The sequence below is a fragment of the Mammaliicoccus sp. P-M58 genome, assembly GCF_022386165.1.
GTDB classification, from domain to species: Bacteria; Bacillota; Bacilli; order Staphylococcales; family Staphylococcaceae; genus Mammaliicoccus; species Mammaliicoccus sciuri.
In genome coordinates this window covers 78,190-100,441 of the sequence record NZ_JAJNJI010000004.1, presented here as the reverse complement: position 1 = coordinate 100,441, position 22,252 = coordinate 78,190, and the positions used below count along the sequence as shown (strand labels likewise).

19 protein-coding genes and 1 riboswitch are annotated in these 22,252 nt (G+C 32.3%); of the genes, 18 read left to right on the top strand and 1 reads right to left on the bottom strand.

The window, feature by feature from the left end; translation table 11 throughout:
- The first annotated feature begins 17 nt into the window (after positions 1–17).
- The 18 genes from LQ694_RS05695 to hfq all read left to right on the top strand — a co-directional run bounded on the left by LQ694_RS05695 (position 18) and on the right by hfq (position 21,674).
- Positions 18–1,775 (top strand): 2-oxoacid:acceptor oxidoreductase subunit alpha, encoded by a 1,758-nt coding sequence (locus tag LQ694_RS05695; RefSeq protein ID WP_058612259.1) that lies wholly within the window; start codon positions 18–20, stop codon positions 1,773–1,775.
- Positions 1,776–2,642, top strand: coding sequence for a 2-oxoacid:ferredoxin oxidoreductase subunit beta (locus tag LQ694_RS05690; protein ID WP_218696594.1), 867 nt, complete (start codon positions 1,776–1,778; stop codon positions 2,640–2,642).
- A gap of 72 nt (positions 2,643–2,714) precedes the next feature.
- Positions 2,715–3,005 carry a thiamine-binding protein gene (locus tag LQ694_RS05685; RefSeq protein WP_025905601.1) on the top strand — a complete coding sequence of 97 codons (291 nt, stop codon included), beginning with the start codon at positions 2,715–2,717 and terminating at the stop codon, positions 3,003–3,005.
- 67 nt (positions 3,006–3,072) lie between these two features.
- The gene (locus tag LQ694_RS05680; protein WP_096791371.1) at positions 3,073–4,797 is read left to right on the top strand and encodes an ABC transporter ATP-binding protein; all 1,725 of its coding nucleotides are present in this window, start codon (positions 3,073–3,075) and stop codon (positions 4,795–4,797) included.
- On the top strand, positions 4,794–6,638 hold the full coding sequence (locus LQ694_RS05675; protein WP_049319008.1) for an ABC transporter ATP-binding protein: 1,845 nt from the start codon (positions 4,794–4,796) through the stop codon (positions 6,636–6,638). Before LQ694_RS05680 ends, LQ694_RS05675 begins: the two co-directional genes overlap by 4 nt.
- Before the next feature lie 14 nt (positions 6,639–6,652).
- Positions 6,653–7,162, top strand: a complete 510-nt coding sequence (locus tag LQ694_RS05670) for a GNAT family N-acetyltransferase (protein ID WP_048542675.1) — start codon at positions 6,653–6,655, stop codon at positions 7,160–7,162.
- Positions 7,163–7,279: 117 nt separating this feature from the next.
- On the top strand, positions 7,280–8,815 hold the full coding sequence (gene miaB, locus LQ694_RS05665) for a tRNA (N6-isopentenyl adenosine(37)-C2)-methylthiotransferase MiaB (RefSeq protein WP_058612257.1): 1,536 nt from the start codon (positions 7,280–7,282) through the stop codon (positions 8,813–8,815).
- Entirely contained in the window at positions 8,816–9,247 is a 432-nt protein-coding gene (locus LQ694_RS05660) for a YlbF/YmcA family competence regulator (RefSeq protein ID WP_058612256.1), read from the top strand.
- Between the two features lie 8 nt (positions 9,248–9,255).
- Positions 9,256–9,347: riboswitch (TPP riboswitch) on the top strand.
- 65 nt (positions 9,348–9,412) lie between these two features.
- Positions 9,413–9,913, top strand: coding sequence for an energy coupling factor transporter S component ThiW (gene thiW, locus LQ694_RS05655; protein WP_070373142.1), 501 nt, complete (start codon positions 9,413–9,415; stop codon positions 9,911–9,913).
- A gap of 140 nt (positions 9,914–10,053) precedes the next feature.
- A complete protein-coding gene (gene mutS, locus LQ694_RS05650) occupies positions 10,054–12,579 on the top strand; it encodes a DNA mismatch repair protein MutS (RefSeq protein WP_058612255.1) in 2,526 nt (841 codons plus the stop codon).
- A gap of 14 nt (positions 12,580–12,593) precedes the next feature.
- A complete protein-coding gene (mutL, locus tag LQ694_RS05645; RefSeq protein ID WP_204190344.1) occupies positions 12,594–14,561 on the top strand; it encodes a DNA mismatch repair endonuclease MutL in 1,968 nt (655 codons plus the stop codon).
- 9 nt (positions 14,562–14,570) lie between these two features.
- A complete protein-coding gene (locus tag LQ694_RS05640; RefSeq protein WP_058612253.1) occupies positions 14,571–15,104 on the top strand; it encodes a glycerol-3-phosphate responsive antiterminator in 534 nt (177 codons plus the stop codon).
- 190 nt (positions 15,105–15,294) lie between these two features.
- Positions 15,295–16,113, top strand: coding sequence for an MIP/aquaporin family protein (locus LQ694_RS05635; RefSeq protein ID WP_048542691.1), 819 nt, complete (start codon positions 15,295–15,297; stop codon positions 16,111–16,113).
- Positions 16,114–16,139: 26 nt separating this feature from the next.
- Positions 16,140–17,633, top strand: a complete 1,494-nt coding sequence (glpK, locus tag LQ694_RS05630; protein WP_058612252.1) for a glycerol kinase GlpK — start codon at positions 16,140–16,142, stop codon at positions 17,631–17,633.
- 114 nt (positions 17,634–17,747) lie between these two features.
- On the top strand, positions 17,748–19,424 hold the full coding sequence (locus LQ694_RS05625; RefSeq protein WP_058612251.1) for a glycerol-3-phosphate dehydrogenase/oxidase: 1,677 nt from the start codon (positions 17,748–17,750) through the stop codon (positions 19,422–19,424).
- A 136-nt stretch (positions 19,425–19,560) separates the two neighbouring features.
- The gene (locus LQ694_RS05620; RefSeq protein ID WP_239771847.1) at positions 19,561–20,508 is read left to right on the top strand and encodes an alpha/beta hydrolase; all 948 of its coding nucleotides are present in this window, start codon (positions 19,561–19,563) and stop codon (positions 20,506–20,508) included.
- Positions 20,501–21,430 (top strand): tRNA (adenosine(37)-N6)-dimethylallyltransferase MiaA, encoded by a 930-nt coding sequence (gene miaA / locus LQ694_RS05615; protein ID WP_096791375.1) that lies wholly within the window; start codon positions 20,501–20,503, stop codon positions 21,428–21,430. Before LQ694_RS05620 ends, miaA begins: the two co-directional genes overlap by 8 nt.
- Positions 21,431–21,443: 13 nt before the next feature.
- On the top strand, positions 21,444–21,674 hold the full coding sequence (hfq, locus tag LQ694_RS05610) for an RNA chaperone Hfq (protein WP_048542700.1): 231 nt from the start codon (positions 21,444–21,446) through the stop codon (positions 21,672–21,674).
- A 66-nt stretch (positions 21,675–21,740) separates the two neighbouring features.
- Here the strand turns inward: hfq and LQ694_RS05605 are convergent, their stop codons facing one another.
- Entirely contained in the window at positions 21,741–22,214 is a 474-nt protein-coding gene (locus LQ694_RS05605; RefSeq protein ID WP_231493044.1) for a glutathione peroxidase, read from the bottom strand.
- Positions 22,215–22,252: the final 38 nt, after the last annotated feature.

Here is a 22,252-nt window from a genome sequence, read left to right as displayed (position 1 = left end):
CATGGGGAGGCCATAAAATGAAATCACAAATTTCATGGAAAGTGGGCGGACAGCAAGGCGAAGGAATTGAATCAACAGGTGAAATTTTTGCAACTGCTATGAACCGTCAAGGATATTATTTATACGGATATCGCCATTTTTCAAGTAGAATTAAAGGTGGGCATACAAATAATAAAATCAGAGTATCGTCAAAACCAGTAAGAGCTATTAGTGACGATTTAGATATATTAATTGCATTTGATCAAGAGACGATAGAAGTTAACTATCATGAAATGCTTGAAGGAAGCATTATTATTGCAGATGAAAAAGCGAAACCACAAAATCCAGAAGATAGTAAAGCACAATTGGTTAGTTTACCATTCACAGGTGTCGCAAAAGAATTGGGCACTGCACTTATGAAAAATATGGTCGCAGTTGGTGCAACTTGTGCGGTAATGGATTTAGATACGAAAGTATTTGAATCATTAATAAAAGATCTATTCGGTAAAAAAGGTGAGAGTGTAGTAGATTTAAACATTCAAGCTTTAAATGAAGGATATCGCTTAATGTCTGAACAAATGGACGATTTACAAAGCGAACATACATTAGAACCAACTGACTCAGAAGGTCATTTATTTATGATAGGAAATGATGCAATTGGTTTAGGTGCTGTTGCAGCAGGTGTTAGATTTATGGCAGCATATCCAATCACACCAGCATCAGAAATTATGGAATATATGATTGATCGTTTACCAGCATTAGGTGGAACGGTTATTCAAACAGAAGATGAAATTGCAGCTTGTACAATGGCTATAGGTTCAAACTATGCAGGTGTACGTTCATTTACATCTTCAGCAGGTCCAGGTTTATCATTAATGATGGAATCAATAGGTTTATCAGGTATGACTGAAACGCCACTTGTGATTGTCAATACGCAACGTGGGGGTCCTTCTACTGGTTTACCAACGAAACAAGAACAATCAGATTTAATGCAAATGATTTATGGTACACACGGTGACATTCCTAAAATCGTATTAGCACCAACTAGTGCAAGTGATGCGTTCTATTTAACTGTAGAAGCGTTTAACTTAGCTGAGGAATATCAATGTCCAGTTATTCTATTATCAGATTTACAATTATCTTTAGGTAAACAAACTGTAGAATCATTAGATTATAGCAAAGTTGAGATTCGTAGAGGTGCATTGGTTGAAGGTGATTTAGAAAAACAAGAAGATAAAGCGTACTTTAAACGTTATGCTTTAACAGATTCAGGCATTTCACCACGTATCTTACCAGGTACAATAGGCGGAATCCATCACGTTACAGGTGTTGAACATGATGAAGAAGGAAAACCTTCTGAAAGTGCTGAAAACAGACAAAAACAAATGGATAAACGCATGCGTAAAACAGCTCAATTATTGATCAATGAGCCAGTAGAATCTAATGAAAAATATGAAGAAGCGGATATATTATATGTTGGCTTTATTTCAACAGCTGGTGCAATCGAAGAAGCTATTTCAAGATTGGATAAACAAAATGTGAAAGTCAATCACATTCAAATTAGACAACTTCATCCGTTCCCTTCAGATGTTGTGCAAGAAGCATTTAATAAAGCTAAAAAAGTTGTTGTAGCTGAGCATAACTATCAAGGACAACTATCTAATATTATTAAGATGAATATTAATCATCAAAATAAAATTATTAACCAAACTAAATATGACGGTACGCCGTTCTTACCACATGAAATAGAAGATAAAGCTTTAGAAATCGTAAGTAATATGAAGGAGTTGATTTAATTGGCAACATTTAAAGATTTTAGAAATAATGTTAAACCAAACTGGTGTCCAGGTTGTGGAGATTTCTCAGTACAAGCTGCAATTCAAAAAGCAGCAGCTAATGTTGGACTAGAGCCAGAAGAAGTTGCCATTATTACAGGGATTGGATGTTCAGGACGTTTAAGCGGTTATGTAAATTCATACGGCGTTCATTCTATACATGGACGTTCTTTACCATTAGCGCAAGGCGTTAAAATGGCTAATAAAGATTTAACTGTTATAGCTTCAGGTGGTGACGGTGATGGATTTGCGATTGGTATGGGCCATACTGTTCATGCATTAAGAAGAAATATGGATATGACTTATATCGTTATGGATAACCAAATTTATGGTTTAACAAAAGGACAAACATCACCAAGTTCTGCTAAAGGATTTGTAACGAAATCAACTCCAAAAGGTAACATCGAACAAAATATTGCACCTTTAGAATTGGCGATATCATCTGGTGCAACATTTGTTGCTCAAAGTTTCTCTAGTGATATTAAAGAATTAACAAGTATTATTGAAGAAGCGATTAATCATAAAGGATTTTCATTTGTAAATGTATTTTCACCATGTGTAACGTATAATAAAATTAATACGTATGACTGGTTTAAAGAAAATTTAACCAAACTTGCAGATATTGAAGGTTATGATCATACAAACAAATCTCAAGCAATGCAAACTGTATTAGATACTGAATCAATGATTACAGGAATTATTTATCAAGATAAAGATACACCATCATATGAATCACAAATTGAACAGTTTGATGAACAACCACTTGTTAAAAAGTCTCTTAAACTAGAACAAAATCAATTTGATGAACTTGTTTCTCAGTTTAAATAATTATATAATAATACCACTTTAAGCTCATAGATTTATCTATGAGCTTTTATACATAGAAAAGGGGGATTCGAAATGACAAATACATTAATGAGTATTCAAATTATTCCAGAACATCAACAGACAGGTGTTATTCCTCTAGTTGATGAGGCAATTAGTATCATCGATCAATCGGGTCTTAAATATGAAGTACATCCTTTAGAAACAACGATAGAAGGAGATTTAAATGCATGTCTTATTCTTATTGAACAAATAAATGAACGTATGGTTGAACTTGAATGTGACAGCATTATTTCTCAGATTAAGTTCTATCATGTGCCTGAAGGTATAACAATGGATACATTAACGGATAAGTATAAATCATAATTTCAAAATAATAAGATATAAGAAAAGGAGAATGTTATAGAAAAATATATTAAAGGGGATATGTAAATTGAAAACAGTACTTAAATTTATTAGGCCGTATAAATGGTTGTTTATACTCGGTTTAATATTAATGTTAGTAGAATTAGCGGTTGAACTTATTCAGCCCATTTTTATATCAGAAATCATTGATAACGGAATTTTAAAGAATGATTTGAATCACGTATATTTGTATTTAGTTATTATGCTAGTAACAGGATTAGTAGCCCTTTTATCAGGAATATGGAATAGTTTTGTTGCGGGGCATGTATCTCAAGCATTTGCTTATGATTTAAGAACTGAACAATTTAAGAAAATCCAGTCTTTTTCTTTAGCAACATTAGAAAGATTTAAGACTTCAAGTTTAATTACGAGGTTAACAAGTGATGTAACCAATTGTGATCAAGCAGTATATATGTCAATTAGAATCATGTTACGAGCGCCTTTAATGATTATTGGGAGCATTATTTTAAGTTTTGCAGTCGAACCGAAATTAGCGATTTATTTAGTAATAGGTTCTCCGATTATTTTTATTATTATATTTGTAATTGCTAGAAAAGGATCTAAACTATTCACAAAAATTCAAAGAAAATTTGATGAAATGAATAGATTTTTCCAACAGAATTTAGAAGCGGTCAGATTAATCAAAGCGAGCCAAACGAGCAAACAAGAAATCAATCAATTTAATGAAAAAATCAAAGATATTAGAAGCAATTATACATACGCATTACGCCTCATGGAATTTATCAATCCATCATTATTATTGATTATAAATGGCAGTATATTAGCTGTTGTATGGTTTGGTTCAGATATGGTTGATCATTCTACTTTAGAAGTTGGTAAATTAGTTGCGATATTAAATTATGGTATGAGAATGCAAGGTGGATTTGGGATGCTTGCTTTCTTAATCATGACACTCAGTAGAATGAAAGCATCAAGTGAACGAATTGAAGAAGTATTAATTACGCCATCAGATGAAAAAGTGTTCAATAATGAAATTGAACATAAGCCCAATTATGCATATCCTATTCAATTTAAAGATGTTTCTTTCACGTATCCAAATAGTCATAAGCCTGTTTTAGAACATATATCATTTGAAGTGAAACCGAGGGAAACTTTTGCCATTATGGGGTCAACTGGTTCTGGTAAATCTACATTACTCAGTTTGATACCTAAAATGTATAAAGCGACATCAGGAGAAATATTGCTTAACTATAAAAACGTAAACGATTGGGAAATTGAATCTTTAAGAGATGCAATTGGATACGTACCTCAAAAAGCATTGTTATTCTCAGGAACAATTTATGAGAATTTACAATTTGGAGATCCATCAGCTGAAAGTGAAATGTTAGAATTATCTTCAGAAAAAGCCCAAATACATCAATCTATCGAACGTTTTGATCATCAATATGATACGATGATTGGCCAACAAGGTGTGACGTTATCAGGCGGTCAAAAGCAAAGATTGTCTATTGCTAGAGCACTTGTTAGGAAACCAGGTTTATTAATTTTAGATGATTCAACATCAGCATTAGATATTAAGACGGAATCTGCTTTATGGGATGCTTTGGAAGATGAAGAAACGACTAAATTAATTGTGACACAAAAAATTTCAACTGCTCAAACAGCAGATCGAATTATGTTACTAGTCGATGGACGAATTGAAGCGATTGGGACACATGAAACACTATTACAAACATCACCATTGTATAAAGAAATTGCCAGTAGTCAAGAAAGCGCGGTGAGTTCATCATGAGTCTAAGAAACCCTTATGGTCATAAATCAGTATTCAAAGATGAAAATCGTACTCAACATCCAACTAAAAAGAAAAAAAGAGCAAGAGATACGAAAGGTACATTATTAAATATATGGAAGTTAATAGACGAAAAACGAATTCAATTAATTGTCGTGATTCTAATGATTATATGTTCATCCATATTAAGTTTAGTTGGACCGTTTTTAATCGGACATATCATTGATACGAAAATTATACCGAAAGAATTAAATGGGCTGCCACAATATATCATACTGCTTGCTATTGTATATATAATGCTTTCAGTTACATCATATATAGGATCATTTATGATGGTCAGTATTGCCCAGCGCACGGTATATTTATTAAGAAATCAACTCTTTAAACATTTTCAAACTTTGCCTGTCGCTTATTATGATCAAAAGCAACATGGTGAACTGATGAGTCGAATGCAAAATGATATTGAAAATGTATCACAAGTATTAAATTCATCATTTATACAGTTTACTTCTAGTGTCGTGACGCTCATTGGCACACTTTCAATTATGCTTTATTTAAGTCCTTTACTTACACTATTGACGGTCATTATTATTCCAATCATGTTTATAAGTTTAAGATGGATTACAGCACGTACAAGTGTGTTATATGCTTTACGCCAAAAACAATTTGGTATTATGAATGGATATATCGAGGAAATTGTAAATGGACAAACAGTAGTTAAAGCTTTTTCTCAAGAAAAGTATGTTATAGATACATTTAATGAAAAAGCGAAAGATGTGAGAGAATATAGTTTTTGGTCTATCACATTTGGTGGTTTAATACCAAAAGTAATGAACTATTTAAATAATTTAAGCTTTGCCATTGTAGCTGGTATTGGTGGTATATTAGCTCTTAATCAAACTGCTGGTGTTACAGTTGGGGTAATTGTGATTTTCGCAGAATATGCGAGACAGTTTACAAGACCATTATCTGATTTAGCAAACCAATTTAATACAGTATTATCTGCAATTGCAGGTGCTGAACGTGTCTTTGATATTATGGATGAGCCGAGTGAAAAAGATGATAAAGAGGCGCAAGATTATCAAAATATTAACGGGGAAATTGAATTTGAACATGTTGAATTCAAATATGATCCTAACCAAAAAGTACCGACTATAAAAGATTTATCCTTTAAAATTCATAACGGTGAATCTGTTGCATTAGTTGGTGCCACTGGTGCAGGTAAAACGACAATCGTGCAACTTATTCTACATTATTATGAAGTGAATAAAGGACGTATTCTAATAGATGGCATACCAATTAACAAAATAACACGTGAATCTTTAAGAAGTTCTATTGGTGTTGTGTTACAAGACTCCTATTTATTTGATGGAACGATTAAAGACAATATAATGTATGGAACGCCAAATGCTACATATGAAAAAGTTGTAGAAGCTGCTAAAAAAGCAAATGCACATGACTTTATAGAAGCTTTAGAAAATGGTTATGATACAGTGTTGAAAGGTGAATCTGGTTCATTATCTCAAGGTGAAAAACAACTTATTTCTATCGCAAGATGTTTACTTCAAGATCCTAAAATACTTTTATTGGATGAAGCAACAAGTAGTATCGACACAGTAACCGAAATTAAAATTCAAGAAGCATTGGATACATTAATGCAAGGTAGAACGAGTGTTATAATTGCGCACCGTTTAAATACAGTTAAAAAAGCAGACTTAGTCTTTGTATTATCCCACGGTGAATTGATTGAATCTGGCTCACAAGATGCATTAATTGAACAACAAGGTATTTATTATCACATGTTAAATACAAATGATGATGAACAAATAAAAGAATTAAACTAAAAGGGGATACGTTTATGGAATTCAGAGAATTAGATAAAGATATTGAATCGTTATTCACAGAATATATAAATGAATGGTATGAAAACGAAGAACCGGTTGTTCCATGGGCGACTGATGTCCGTCAACATGGTGGATTTGACAAGATGTTGATCATGTTAGAAGAAGCAAAAGACCCAGTTGACGCAAACTTTGTAAAAGCAAAAACATATGTACTCATTGACGATGACAAAATTGTTGGCGCTGTAAATATTAGGTATGCCTTAAATGACTATTTAAATAAAAAGGGTGGTCATGTTGGTTACGGTGTTAGAAAAAGCGAACGTGGTAAAGGTTACGCGACAAAGTTGTTAAATTATGCAGTTAAGAATTTGAATAATGAGGGTGTAAATTCTGTTCTTGTAACTTGTGATGAATCGAATGATGCAAGTGCGAAAGTCATTATAAATAATAATGGTGTAGAAGATGAACCCTATAAATCAGATGAACAAGAAAATACGAGAAGATTTTGGATTAATCATCTTTAAAATTAAATAATGACTACATGAAATGAAAGTGCAAAAATGTCTGAACATTTTTGCACTTTATGTTGAACTCTAATATAATATATAGGTATAAATATATGGGCAGAAAGGGTTTTGAAATTGAATGAAGAGCAAAGAAAACATGGGGCTACAGCGAAGACAGAACCTAATTTAGAGAAGGATTATAGCAAGTACTTCGAACATGTTTATCAACCTCCAAATTTAAAGGACGCTAAACAAAGAGGGAAATCACAAATTGAATATCATGATGATTTTAAAATAGACAAACGACATAGAGGTATGGGGAAAGGTCGTAAATTCTATATTAGAACATATGGTTGTCAAATGAATGAACATGATACAGAAGTAATGGCTGGTATCTTACAGGCGTTAGGTTTTGGACCGACTAACTCAGTAGAAGATGCAGATGTGATATTACTTAATACATGTGCAATAAGAGAGAATGCTGAAAATAAAGTGTTTAGTGAAATTGGGAATTTAAAGCATCTCAAACAAGCGCGACCAGATTGTTTAATTGGTGTATGTGGATGTATGTCACAAGAGGAATCTGTCGTTAATAAGATTCTAAAATCATACCAGAATGTTGATATGATTTTCGGTACGCATAACATCCATAGATTGCCTGAAATTTTAGAAGAAGCATATATGTCTAAAGCGATGGTTGTTGAAGTATGGTCAAAAGAAGGCGACGTCATCGAAAATCTACCTAAAGTAAGAAATGGTAGAATTAAAGCGTGGGTAAATATTATGTACGGTTGTGACAAATTCTGTACGTATTGTATTGTACCGTTCACACGTGGTAAAGAGAGAAGTCGTATGCCTGAAGAAATTATTGCTGAAGTAAGAGATTTAGCAAGACAAGGCTACCAAGAAATATGTTTATTAGGCCAAAATGTAAATGCATACGGTAAAGATATTGACGGTTTAAATTATGGTTTAGGTGATTTGTTAAATGACATCACTAAAATCGATATACCGCGCGTACGTTTTACGACAAGTCACCCTTGGGACTTTGATGATCGTTTAATTGAAGTGATTGCTAATGGTGGTAATATCGTACCTCATATACATTTACCAGTACAGTCTGGTAATAACCAAGTGTTAAAAATTATGGGTAGAAAATATACACGTGAAAGCTATTTAGAATTAGTTCAAAAAATAAAAGCAGCAATTCCAGATGTAGCATTGACAACGGATATCATTGTTGGCTATCCTAATGAAACAGAAGAACAATTTTTAGAAACAATAAAGTTGTATCATGAAGTTGGTTTCGAACATGCTTACACGTATGTATATTCTCCGAGAGAAGGTACGCCAGCAGCTAAGATGAAAGATAATGTGCCTGATAAAGAGAAAAAAGCAAGACTTCAAAGATTAAATAAAGTAGTTGGCGAATATGCTGCAGAATCATTGAAACCATATGAAGGACAAGAAGTATTTGTTTTATGCGAAGGTTCAAGTAAGAGAGATGAAGCAGTATTAGCAGGCTATACTGAAAAGAATAAATTAGTTAATTTTAAAGCACCAAAAGATGTAATCGGCAAAATCGTAAAAGTAAAAATTACTGAAGCAAAACAATATTCATTAAATGGTGAATTTATAGATGTTGTATCTAAAGAAAAGGTGGTACATTAAATGTATACAAAAGATGATATTTTGGAACAAGCGCGTAAACTCGGAAAAATGATGTCAGAAACAGAAGAAGTAGATTTCTTTAAACGTGCAGAAGCGCAAATTCATGAGAATCAAACAGTCAGAGAAAAAATGGCAAGCTTGAAATCTTTACAAAAACAAGCAGTTAATTTCCAAAACTATGGTAAAGATAAAGCTTTAGCTATGGTTGAAGAAAAAATAAAAAACATTGAAAAAGAATTAGATGAAATGCCAATTGTAAGTGAATTTAAAGAAGCGCAAGTTGAAGTTAATGAACTTTTACAAATGGTATCTCATTCAATTAGCCATACAGTTACAAATGAAATTATTGAATCAACAGGTGGTAATCAACTTACTGGTGAAACAGGTTCAGCAGTTAGAAATGCACCAAATACAAGTAGCTGTTCAAATTAAGTTTTAATATATTGCACACACGGTGCCTAAAAAGGCTGAGAAAATACGTGTAGATTTGATCCAGGTAATACTGGCGTAGAGATTGTGCAACTAAAGATTATATATGCTTTTAATCATTAGTCTGCCAATACGTAGACTAATGATTTTTTATTTGGAGGAAATATAATGAAGAAGACAAAATTAATGACTTTAACTGCAATATTAACAACGATAAATGTTGTGTTTAGTACTTTTATTACAATACCTATAGGTCCAATAAAAGCATTACCAATGCAACATTTCATTAATGTCATATCAGCTGTATTTCTTGGACCATGGTATGGCTTAGCACAAGCTTTGTTATCTTCGTTTATTAGAAACTTATTAGGTTTAGGCACGATTTTTGCTTTTCCAGGCAGTATGATAGGCGTATTATTAGCAAGTTTACTCTATAAATATCGTAAACAATTATCAATTGCATCTTTAGGAGAAGTCCTAGGCACTGGTATGATAGGTAGCTTCGTTTGTATTCCGTTAGGTTGGTTACTAGGATTAGGGAAAATTGTATTTTGGCCGTTATTTTTATCATTTTTCTTTAGTAGTCTAATAGGCGCTATCGCGAGTTATATATTATTAAAAGCTTTTGAAAAAAGAGGCATATTAAAGAAATTAAAAAATGATACTTAAAGTTATATCATGAATTAAAGGGCGTGAAGCATATATTGCTATATCATGCTCTTTTTTTAATAAATAAACATACTCGTTTAATAGTAGAAATTTTGATAAAATATATAAATCGAAAGTTAAAAAAAGGAACGTGAATAAAGATGTCTAAACCAACGCCGATGATGGCTCAATATTTAAAGATAAAATCTCAATATCAAGATACATTATTATTTTTCAGATTAGGTGATTTTTATGAAATGTTCTACGATGATGCAATTGAAGCATCAAGAGTATTAGAAATAACACTGACAAGAAGAGATGCTAAGAAAGATCCAATTCCAATGTGTGGGGTACCGTATCATTCTGCTTCTGGATATATCGAAAAACTTATTTCAAAAGGTTATAAAGTCGCGATTTGTGAACAAATGGAAGATCCGACACAAACTAAAGGAATGGTCCGTAGAGAAGTAGTGCAAGTCATAACGCCAGGTACGGTTATGGATCAAAAAGGTATGGACGAAAAAACAAATAATTATATATTAGGATTTATAAAAGAAGACGGAGAGTTTCATTTAAGTTACTGTGATGTCACAACAGGAGAATTAAAAGTAACATCATTTGTAGATGAAACAACTTTAATTAATGAAATTACAACGATTCACCCTAATGAAATTATTGTTAATAAAGTGTTACCAGATAATTTATATAAACAAATTCAACTCATAACTGAAACCATCACGGTTATTGATAGTTATGAAGAACGAGACTATGAAGTTGTCACAGGCACATCTCACGCTCAAAAAAGGTCATTAAATTATTTATTAAATTATATTTATGATAACGGTAAACGCGATATGCCACATTTGGAAGAAGTTGTCGTATATAGAGCTTTAGATTATATGAAAATGGACTTTTATGCGAAACGAAATCTTGAATTAACAGAAAGTATCAGACTTAAATCTAAGAAAGGTACATTATTATGGTTGATGGATGATACGAAGACACCTATGGGCGCAAGAAGATTAAAGCAATGGATAGATAGACCACTTATTAATCAAAGAGATATCGAACAAAGATTAGATGCTGTTGAACAATTAGTGAATGGGTTTATTGAGCGTGATGAACTTCGAAGCTATTTAAATATGGTATATGATATTGAAAGATTAGTCGGAAGAGTTAGCTATGGCAATGTGAATGCTAAAGATTTAGTACAGTTGAATTATTCAATAAAGCAAATTCCATATGTTAAAGAAATTATTGAAAGATTAGACTCAAAGTCTATAGATCGATTTAAAGATTTAGAGCCATTAAATGATTTAGAACGATTATTAGATGAAAGTTTAGTAGAAGATCCACCGATATCTGTTAAAGAAGGTGGCATATTTAAAAAAGGCTATAACGAAACACTAGATCAATATAAAGAAGCTTCAACAAATGGTAAACAATGGATTGCAGAATTACAATTAAAAGAACGTGAACGAACAGGTGTTAAATCATTAAAGGTAAGCTTTAACAAAGTTTTTGGGTATTATATTGAAATTACAAAAGCTAATTTAAATCATATAGACACGGATGCTTTAGGATATCAACGTAAGCAAACATTATCAAATGCTGAACGATTTATTACTGAAGAATTGAAAGAAAAAGAATCTATTATTTTAGGTGCAGAAGATAAAGCAATCGAACTAGAATATCAACTATTCCTGGATTTAAGACAAGAAGTGAAAGTTTATACTGAAAAGTTACAAGCACAAGCTAAATTACTATCAGAAATAGACTGTTTACAAAGCTTTGCCGAAATTGCTCAAAAATATCATTATACACGTCCAATTTTTAGTGAAGATAAAACATTATCACTTAAATCATCGCGACATCCTGTTGTTGAGCGCGTAATGGATCATAATGATTATGTCCCAAATGACTGTTATTTAGATAAAGAAGGCTTTATTTATTTAATAACAGGACCAAATATGTCTGGTAAGAGTACGTATATGCGTCAAATAGCTATTATTAGTATTATGGCTCAAATGGGTGCATACGTGCCTGCAGATTATGCACAATTGCCAATATTTGATCAAATCTTTACGAGAATTGGTGCTGCAGATGATTTAGTATCAGGTAAAAGTACATTTATGGTCGAAATGTTAGAAGCTGAAAAAGCTATGGTTGGTGCAACTGAAGATAGCTTAATTATATTTGATGAAATTGGAAGAGGAACATCTACATTTGATGGTCTAGCGCTTGCACAGTCTATGATTGAATATGTACATCATCATACAAAAGCAAAAACATTATTCTCTACACATTATCATGAATTAACACATTTAGATGAAACATTATCTGGACTTAAAAATATTCACGTTGCTGCACAGGAGTACCAAGGAGAATTGATTTTCTTGCATAAAGTAAAAGAAGGCGCGGTTGATCAAAGTTATGGTATTCATGTAGCGAAATTAACGGATTTACCTGATGAAATTATTGAAAGAGCACATACTATTTTGCAAGAACTTGAATCTCATACTAAAGTAGAAAAAGAAGCAGATAAGTATGAACAACCGTCATTCCAATTATTTGAAGAACAAGGGCAATCTGAAATTGAAAAGAAGCTTAAATCAATTGATTTAATGAATATAACACCTATTGAAGCATTATCAAAACTGCATGAATTACAAAAACAACTTAAATAGAAAGTGTGAGTGCATTGGGAAAAATTAAAGAGCTCGAATTATCTTTAGCCAACAAAATAGCTGCAGGTGAAGTGGTAGAAAGACCAGCTTCTGTTGTGAAAGAATTGTTGGAAAATGCAATTGATGCTCAAGCAACTCAAATTGATATAACGATTAAAGAATCAGGTATTCAATCTATTAGAGTCGTAGATAATGGAACAGGCATTGAAGAAGAAGATATTTCGAAAGCATTCGGTAGACATGCGACAAGTAAAATTAATAACGATTATGATTTGTTTCATATTCGTACGCTTGGTTTTAGAGGAGAAGCTTTGGCGAGTATTTCATCAGTGAGTAGAGTGACGATGAAGACTTGTACAGATGGTATGCTTGGTCATGAAGTACGCGTTGAAAATGGTGAAATCACGAAAAAACAACCTGCTAAAGCTAAAAAAGGTACAGATATTCTTGTTGAAGATTTATTCTATAATACGCCAGCAAGATTAAAATATGTTAAAAGTTTGTATACTGAACTGGGTAAAATAACGGATATAGTGAACAGAATGGCAATGAGTCATCCAAATATCGCATTTAATCTCGTATCAGATGATAAAACAGTTATTTCAACAAATGGTTCAGGTAGAACAAATGAAGTAATGGCTGAAATTTATGGCATGAAAATTGCGAAAGACCTTGTACCAATTAATGGAGAAACAGATGATTACGTCGTAAATGGTTTTATCTGTAAACCTGAGCACACGAGAAGTAATAGACATTATATTTCTATATTTATAAATGGTCGATATATTAAGAATTTTGTACTTAACAAAGCGATTATAGAAGGTTATCATACACTCTTACCAATCGGTAGATATCCAATCGTTTATTTAAATATTGAAATGGATCCCATTTTAGTAGATGTTAACGTTCATCCAACGAAACTGGAAGTAAGACTTTCTAAAGAACAACTACTTTATGATTTAATCAATCAAAAAATTAAAGAAGCATTTAGAGGAATGTCATTAATTCCAGACACATCTTTAGAAAAGCAAAAACCTAAAAAATCACAAAAAGAAATTTTTGAACAACAAAAAATAGATTTTGAAGCTAAAAGAAATCAAAATATAACTCAACAGCAGCAAGTATCTCATAAAAGTGAAAGTGTTGAAGAAATTGAAAAAACAAATGACTCTACTAGTAGAGAACCTTCATCTTCTTGGCAATTTAAAGATAAAACTGAACATCATTCGGTTATTCAAGAAGATACTATCAGTCAAGAAGCTAATAGAGATATAGAAGTTCCACATGATGAACCCGAGCAGGTAGAAAATAATGAAGAAACTTATGAAGTTCAAGATACAGTAGAACATGTTGATACACCAAATCAAGCACCAATTGAAAAGGAAGTATCTAAAGCACCACGTGTACCGTATATGGAAGTTGTAGGTCAAGTTCACGGAACATATATTGTGGCACAGAATGATACGGGCATGTTTATGATTGATCAACATGCTGCACAAGAACGAATTAAATATGAATTTTTCAAAGAAAAAATTGGTGAAGTCACAAACGAAACACAAAGTTTGTTGTTGCCACTAACATTTAATTTTTCTAAAGATGAGCACATGATTATTGAAAAGTATTTACAATCACTTGCTGAAGCGGGCGTATTTTTAGAACCAATTGGTCATCATGATTATATGGTGAGTGAATATCCAGTTTGGCTCCCAAATGTTGATGCTGAAGAAATTATTAAAGATATGATCGATTACGTGTTAAATCATGAAAAAGTTGATATTAAAAAATTAAGAGAAGATGCAGCAATTATGATGAGTTGTAAGAAATCTATTAAAGCTAATCATTATTTAAGAAACCATGAAATGAGTCATTTGATAGATGAGTTACGAGAAACAACCGACCCATTTACTTGTCCGCACGGAAGACCAATTATTATTGAATTAACGACGTATGAATTAGAGAAATTATTTAAACGCGTTATGTAGGAGGATAAAATGAATAATCATATATTACCAGCTATTCGCTCTATGAAAGATATGGAAAAATTCTTTAAGATGGATTACGAAAGATGCGTTTTATTAGATACACATATCGGTCATTTGCAAGGTATTTTAGAGCAAATGAAAAAGCATCAAAAAGAAGTGATGCTTCATATTGATTTAATAAAAGGTTTATCAAATGATGAAGCAGCTGTTGAATATGTTATACAACAATATAAACCACATGGCATCATATCAACGAAATCAAAAATTATTAAGCGTGCAAAAAAATTAAATACGTTAACCATATTACGTGTATTTATTCTTGATAGCACCGCGTTAAGTAGAAGTATTGAACTTATTAAACAATCAGACCCCGATCTAGTAGAGGTTCTGCCAGGTGTTGCTACTAAAGTAATCAAAGAAATCAGTGATAAAACAGGTAAGCGAATTATTGCGGGCGGTTTAATTAATACTAAAGAAGAAATTGATTTAGCAATTGAAAGCGGTGCACAATATGTTACGTCTAGTGATATTGCAATTTGGTAAATCTATTTGACAACGTTTTCATAAAGTATTATACTTCTAATTAAGTTAATATATGAGATGAGTAAATGAGACCCTCTACGAAAAGAAACTATGCGTTAAATTTGTATAAATTACTATATAAATATTATGTGTAGTTCAACGTAGGGGGCTTTTTATGTATTAGCATATTTTATTTAGGAGGGTGTTTAATATGAGTGAATTTTTAGGAGAATTAATCGGTACAGCCATCTTAATATTGTTTGGTGGTGGTGTGTGTGCTAACGTCAATCTAAAAGGTACACTTGGTAAAGGTGCAGATTGGATTGTTATATCATTAGGTTGGGGACTAGCTGTTATGCTTGGCGTTTATGCAGTTGGAAATGTATCCGGGGCGCATTTAAACCCAGCTGTTACACTAGGTTTTGCAATTGATGGATCATTCCCATGGTCTAAAGTTGTTCCATTTATTGTGGCACAAATGCTTGGTGCTATGATTGGTGCCGCTTTAGTATGGGCTACTTATTTACCACATTGGAAAAAAACTGAAGATCAAGGTGCTAAATTAGGTGTATTTTCTACTGGTCCATCTTATCCAAACTATGTAGCAAACTTTATGAGTGAGATTATTGGAACTATGATCTTAGTTATGGGATTATTATTTATAGGAACAAATAAATTTACTGATGGCTTAAACCCATTAATTGTTGGTTTATTAATTGTAGCAATTGGTTTAAGTTTAGGTGGTGCGACAGGTTATGCCATTAACCCAGCTCGTGATATCGGGCCACGTATCATGCATATGTTATTACCAATTCCGGGTAAAGGAAGTTCAAATTGGAAATATGCGATTGTACCACTATTAGGGCCTATTTCAGGCGGTATGTTAGGTGCTGCATTATTTAACATTTTCTTTAACGGGGTTGTAAACGGATTCGTTATTTTCTCAATCATCTTTACTGTGATTGTCGTATTGTCTGGTATTTTCTTAAATAAATCAATACTTAAAGACGAAGTTTCAGAAATTCTGTAATATACAAATTTATAGGAGTGTTTAATATGGAAAAATACATTTTATCAATTGACCAGGGTACAACAAGTTCAAGAGCAATACTTTTTGATAAAGAAGGTACTATCAAATTTGTGAGTCAAAGAGAATTTAAACAATACTTCCCTAAAGGCGGTTGGGTTGAGCATGATGCTAATGAAATTTGGACATCAGTATTAGCAGTTATTTCAAGTGTACTTAATGAAAATAACATTAGTCCAAAGCAAATCGAAGGTATTGGTATTACAAACCAAAGGGAAACTGCAGTTGTATGGGATAAAAATACTGGTCGTCCAGTTTATCATGCAATTGTATGGCAATCTCGACAAACTCAAGACATTTGTACAGAATTAAAATCTAAAGATTTAGAACCAATTTTTAAAGAAAAAACTGGTCTATTATTAGATCCATATTTCTCGGGCACAAAAGTTAAATGGATTCTTGATAATGTTGAAGGTGCTAGAGAAAAAGCTGAAAATGGCGATTTATTATTCGGAACAATTGATACATGGTTAATCTGGAAATTTACAGGTGGCGTTCATGTAACAGATTATTCAAACGCAAGTAGAACATTAATGTATAACATTTATGACTTGAAATGGGACGAAGAATTATTAGAATATCTTGATGTACCAGCTTCTATGTTGCCAGAAGTTAAACCTTCTAGTGAAGTATATGGTTATACTCAAGAGCATCACTTCTTCGGTGAGAAAATAGCAATCGCTGGTGTAGCAGGTGACCAACAAGCTGCATTATTTGGACAAGCTTGCTTTGAAAGTGGAGAAGTTAAGAACACATATGGTACTGGTGGATTTATGTTAATGAACACTGGTGAAAAAGCTGTGAAATCAGAAAGTGGCTTATTAACAACATTAGCTTATGGTTTAGATGGAAAAGTAAACTACGCACTTGAAGGTAGTATTTTCGTATCAGGATCTGCTATTCAATGGTTAAGAGATGGTTTAAGAATGATCAAATCAGCACCAGCTTCAGAAGATTATGCTAATCGTGTTAAATCTACAGAAGGCGTATACGTTGTACCAGCGTTTGTTGGTTTAGGTACACCTTATTGGGATGCAGATGCTAGAGGTGCAATCTTCGGATTAACACGTGGTACTGAAAAAGAACATTTCATTAGAGCAACTTTAGAATCATTATGTTACCAAACTAGAGATGTGTTAGAAGCAATGGAAAAAGATTCTGGTATTAATGTTGAAACATTAAGAGTTGATGGCGGCGCTGTTAAGAATAATTTCTTAATGCAATTCCAAGCTGATATTGTAAATACGCCAGTAGAAAGACCGGAAGTAAATGAAACAACTGCATTAGGTGCAGCATACTTAGCTGGATTAGCAGTAGGTTTCTGGAAATCTAAAGATGAGATAAAACAACGTTGGAAATTAGAAACAGAATTCAAACCTGAACTTGAAGAAGAAGAACGTGAAAAACTTTATAAAGGTTGGAAAACTGCAGTAAAAGCCACTCAAGCTTTTAAATTAGATTAAGTTGTGTTATCATATAGTTAAGTTAATATTTCGTAGAGACATGAGAGGCTTTGTTCGTACATTTTTTGTAGGGATAGGTCTCTCATTTTTTACATTTTATAGGAGGAAATGGTTATGCAACAATTATCAGCATTAAATCGTAATCAAGTTAAAGATCAACTTAAAAATACTGAATATGACGTAGTTGTTATCGGTGGAGGAATCACTGGTGCAGGTATCGCTTTAGATGCAGCGCAACGTGGTATGAAAGTAGCATTAGTTGAAATGCAAGACTTTGCACAAGGTACAAGTTCTAGAAGTACGAAATTAGTTCATGGTGGATTACGTTACTTAAAACAATTCCAAGTTGGCGTAGTTGCTGAAACTGGTAAAGAAAGAGCAATCGTTTATGAAAATGGTCCTCACGTAACAACACCGGAATGGATGTTATTACCTTTACACAAAGGCGGTAGCATGGGTCCATTTACAACATCAATCGGTTTGAAAGTTTATGATTTCTTAGCAGGTGTTAAAAAAACTGAACGTCGTACAATGTTAAACAGAGAAGAAACAATTAAGAAAGAACCACTAGTAAAACAAGACGGTTTAAAAGCTGGTGGTTACTATGTTGAGTACCGTACAGATGATGCTCGTTTAACAATTGAAGTTATGAAACGCGCACGTGAATTTGGTGCAGATATCATTAACTATGCTAAATCAAATAAATTCTTATACAACAAAAAGAAAAAAGTATCAGGTATAGAAGTAACTGATTTATTACAAAATGAAATTTTCGAAATTAAAGGTAAAAGAGTTATCAACGCGGCAGGTCCATGGGTTGATGAAGTACGTGGTAAAGACTATTCAACAAACAATAAACAACTTAGATTAACTAAAGGTGTTCATATTGTTATTGACCAAAGCGTATTCCCATTAGGTCAAGCTGTATACTTTGATACAGAAAACGATGGTAGAATGATCTTCGCGATTCCTAGAGATGGAAAAGCATACGTTGGTACTACTGATACAATTTATGATAATGATAAATCTTCTCCAAAAGTTACAGAAGAAGATCGTCAATATTTATTAGATGCTATTCACTATATGTTCCCAACTGTTAAAGTTGAAGATAAAGATATCGAATCAACATGGGCTGGTGTTAGACCATTAATCTTTGAAAAAGGTAAAGATCCATCAGAAATTTCTCGTAAAGATGAGATTTGGGAAGGCGATTCAGGCTTACTTACAATCGCTGGTGGTAAATTAACAGGTTACCGTCATATGGCTCAAGATATTGTTGATTTATTAAGTAAACGACTTAAAGAAGAATATAAATTATCATTCAAACCTTGTCGCACAAAAGAAACTTATATTTCCGGTGGTAACGTTGGTGGTAGTAAAAATTACGAATCATTCGTTGAAAGCAAAGTTAAAGAAGCTAAAAACTACAACTTATCAGAAGATGCAGCACGTTATTTAGCTAGAAAATACGGATCTAACGTAGATGAAGTATTTGCTATTGCACATGCTACACAAATTGCAGATGTTAATCTTCCAATCGAAGTATATGCTGAAGTTATTTACAGTATTCAAAAAGAAATGGTTCATAAACCAACTGACTTCTTAGTACGTCGTTCTGGACGTTTATACTTTGATATTCAATATGTATTAGATCATAAAGATGCAATTGTTGAAGTAATGGCTCAAGTATTAAATTATGATAATGATACTAAACGTGTTTATAAAGATGAATTAGAACAAGCTATTAAAGAAGCGGTTAATCCAAATGATCAACCAGCTATTGTTAAATAATTTATAAATCATTTATTTATACCTACTGACAATTTTTTGTCGGTAGGTTTTTTTATATATTGTATGATTGATTTGTGAATATATTTTTAAGCGCTATAGATTTTGCTATAATGTCTTATAAGGGAGGCGCATGTCTTTGAGACGATTTAATCATAGAATTACATTATCTACAGAACAAACTTTAGAAGTTACAATCGATAAAACGGATGAAAAACCGTTTGGAATTATACATATACTGCATGGTGTGGCTGAACATAAAGATAGATATGATGCAGTAGCAGAATATTTATGTAAAAGAGGTTATCATGTTTTACGTCATAACCACAGAGGTCATGGTATGAACATAGAAGCTTCTTCAAGAGGTCATTTTAATGCATTACAAGATTTAGTCGACGACGTTAAAGAAGTAAGGGATACGTTTAAAAACGAACTGAATCCAGAATTGCCATTTATATTACTCGGACATTCTATGGGTTCGCTAGTAGCGAGGCAATATGTTCATGACTATCCTAATGATGTAGATGCTTTGATACTATCTGGGACGGTTGTTTATCCTAAAATTCAAGGTAATTTAAATTTATATGCATTAAAGTTTGTGAATTTATTTTTAGGAAGTCGCACAAAATCAAAGTTTATTAATAATATTGCTTTTAAGACAATGAATAGACAACATAAAGATTTAAATAAAGATCATAAATGGTTAAGTCAAAGTGATGAAAATCGTGAGCAATATGAAAAAGATAAGTATTCAGGATTTCCAATTTCACATAGAGTACTACTTGAAACAATAAAGGCAGCTGTTCAAACTAAGAAAATCAGTTATATTAAACAACAAAATTTAAATATGCCGATTTTACTGGTATCAGGTAAAGAAGATCACTTTGGTGGATTTGGTAATGGTATTAAACAGTTAGCTTCTATTTATAAACGTTCAGGCGTTAAACATGTCACTGTACAATTATATAAGAATAAACGTCATGAAGTATTATTTGAGACGAACCGTTATGCAGTGTATGAACATATATATAATTGGTTGATGGTACAAATTAAACAATTAGAAAAAGAGGAAATATCAAATGAATGAAAAACCATTAATTGCAATAGTAGGCCCTACTGCAGTAGGTAAAACAGAATTAAGCATTAAATTAGCCAAAGCTTTAAACGGTGAAGTTATTAATGGTGATGCCTTTCAAATTTATAGAGGTTTAGATATTGGTACAGCAAAAGTAACTGAAGAAGAAAAAGAGGGCGTTGTTCATCATTTAATAGATGTTTATGAACCAGATGAACCTTATTCAGTATATCAATTTAAACAAGACTTCGAAAGAATTGTTAAAGATATTCATGATAGAGGAAAATTGCCAATACTTGTCGGTGGTACAGGTTTATATGTACAGTCGGTTTTATATGATTATAACCTTGAAGAAGAGAAAATCAGTTCTGAAAAAATGGAAATTACAAAAAATAAATTAAATAAATTATCTAAATTATCAAATATTGAATTGCACAATTATTTACATGGAATTGACCCAAAAACCGCGTCATCAGTGCATCCAAACAACAGAAAAAGAGTGGAACGAGCAATTGAATATTACTTAAATACGAAAAAAACTTTAAGTGAAAGAAAGAAAAGCCAGACATTTACTGGAAAATATAGTACAATATTAATTGGGATAGAAATGTCGCGCGAAACATTATATCAAAGAATTAATATGCGCGTTGACATGATGTTGGAGCGAGGATTATTAAGAGAAGTGTCTAATCTTGTTGAGAAAGGATATCAAAATTCTCAAAGTATGCAAGCAATTGGATATAAAGAATTGGTACCAGTAGTAAAAGGAGAAATAGACATAGAAATCTCTACAGAACAAATCAAGCAAAATTCAAGAAGATATGCCAAACGTCAAATGACTTGGTTTAAAAATAAAATGAATGTGACTTGGTTTCAACGGGATAAACAGTCTTTAACAGAAATCGCAGACAACGTAATCCAATTATCCAAGTGAAGGGGAAAGTCATATGGCAGAGAAAGAAAATATTCAAGAAGTTTTACTTAAGAAATTCAAGTCAGAAGGAACTGAACTTACAGTATTCTTATTAAATGGATTTCAAATGAAAGGGAAAATTGTCGACTTTGACGACAAAGTTGTATTATTAGATATTCTCGGGAAAGAACATCTAATCTACAAACATGCTATCTCAACTTTCGTAGACGCTCAAGATGATGTAAATCAAGATAGCGAACAATAATTGTATTTGAAATAATAAGCGGCTAGGACATTATTATGTCTTAGCCGTTTATTTATGTGAATCTCACTATAATACTGCTTCTATTGAACTTCTTAATTGTTCAGGACTTTTTTGTGGAGAAAATCGATTCACAACTTCTCCGTCTTTATTCACTAAGAACTTAGTAAAGTTCCATTTAATTGATCCATTTAAAATACCTTTTTTAGCAGAAGTAAGATATTCATATAAAGGATGTTGTTCAGAACCTTTAACTTTTATTTTTTCATGCATTGGGAAAGTTACACCATAATTTAATTTACAATTTTGGTATGCTTCATAAGAGTCACCAGGTTCTTGATTGCCAAATTGATTACATGGAAATCCTAATACCACGAAATCTTTATCTTTATAATCTTGGTATAAAGCTTCTAAACCTTCAAATTGAGGTGTGAATCCACATTCACTTGCTGTATTAACTATTAAAATTGTTTTTCCTTTATATTCAGATAATGAATATTCTTCACCGTTCGTTTTTGCAACAACGAAGTCATAAATTGACATTGCCATCACTCCTTTTCTTAATTCTATTATAATCAAAA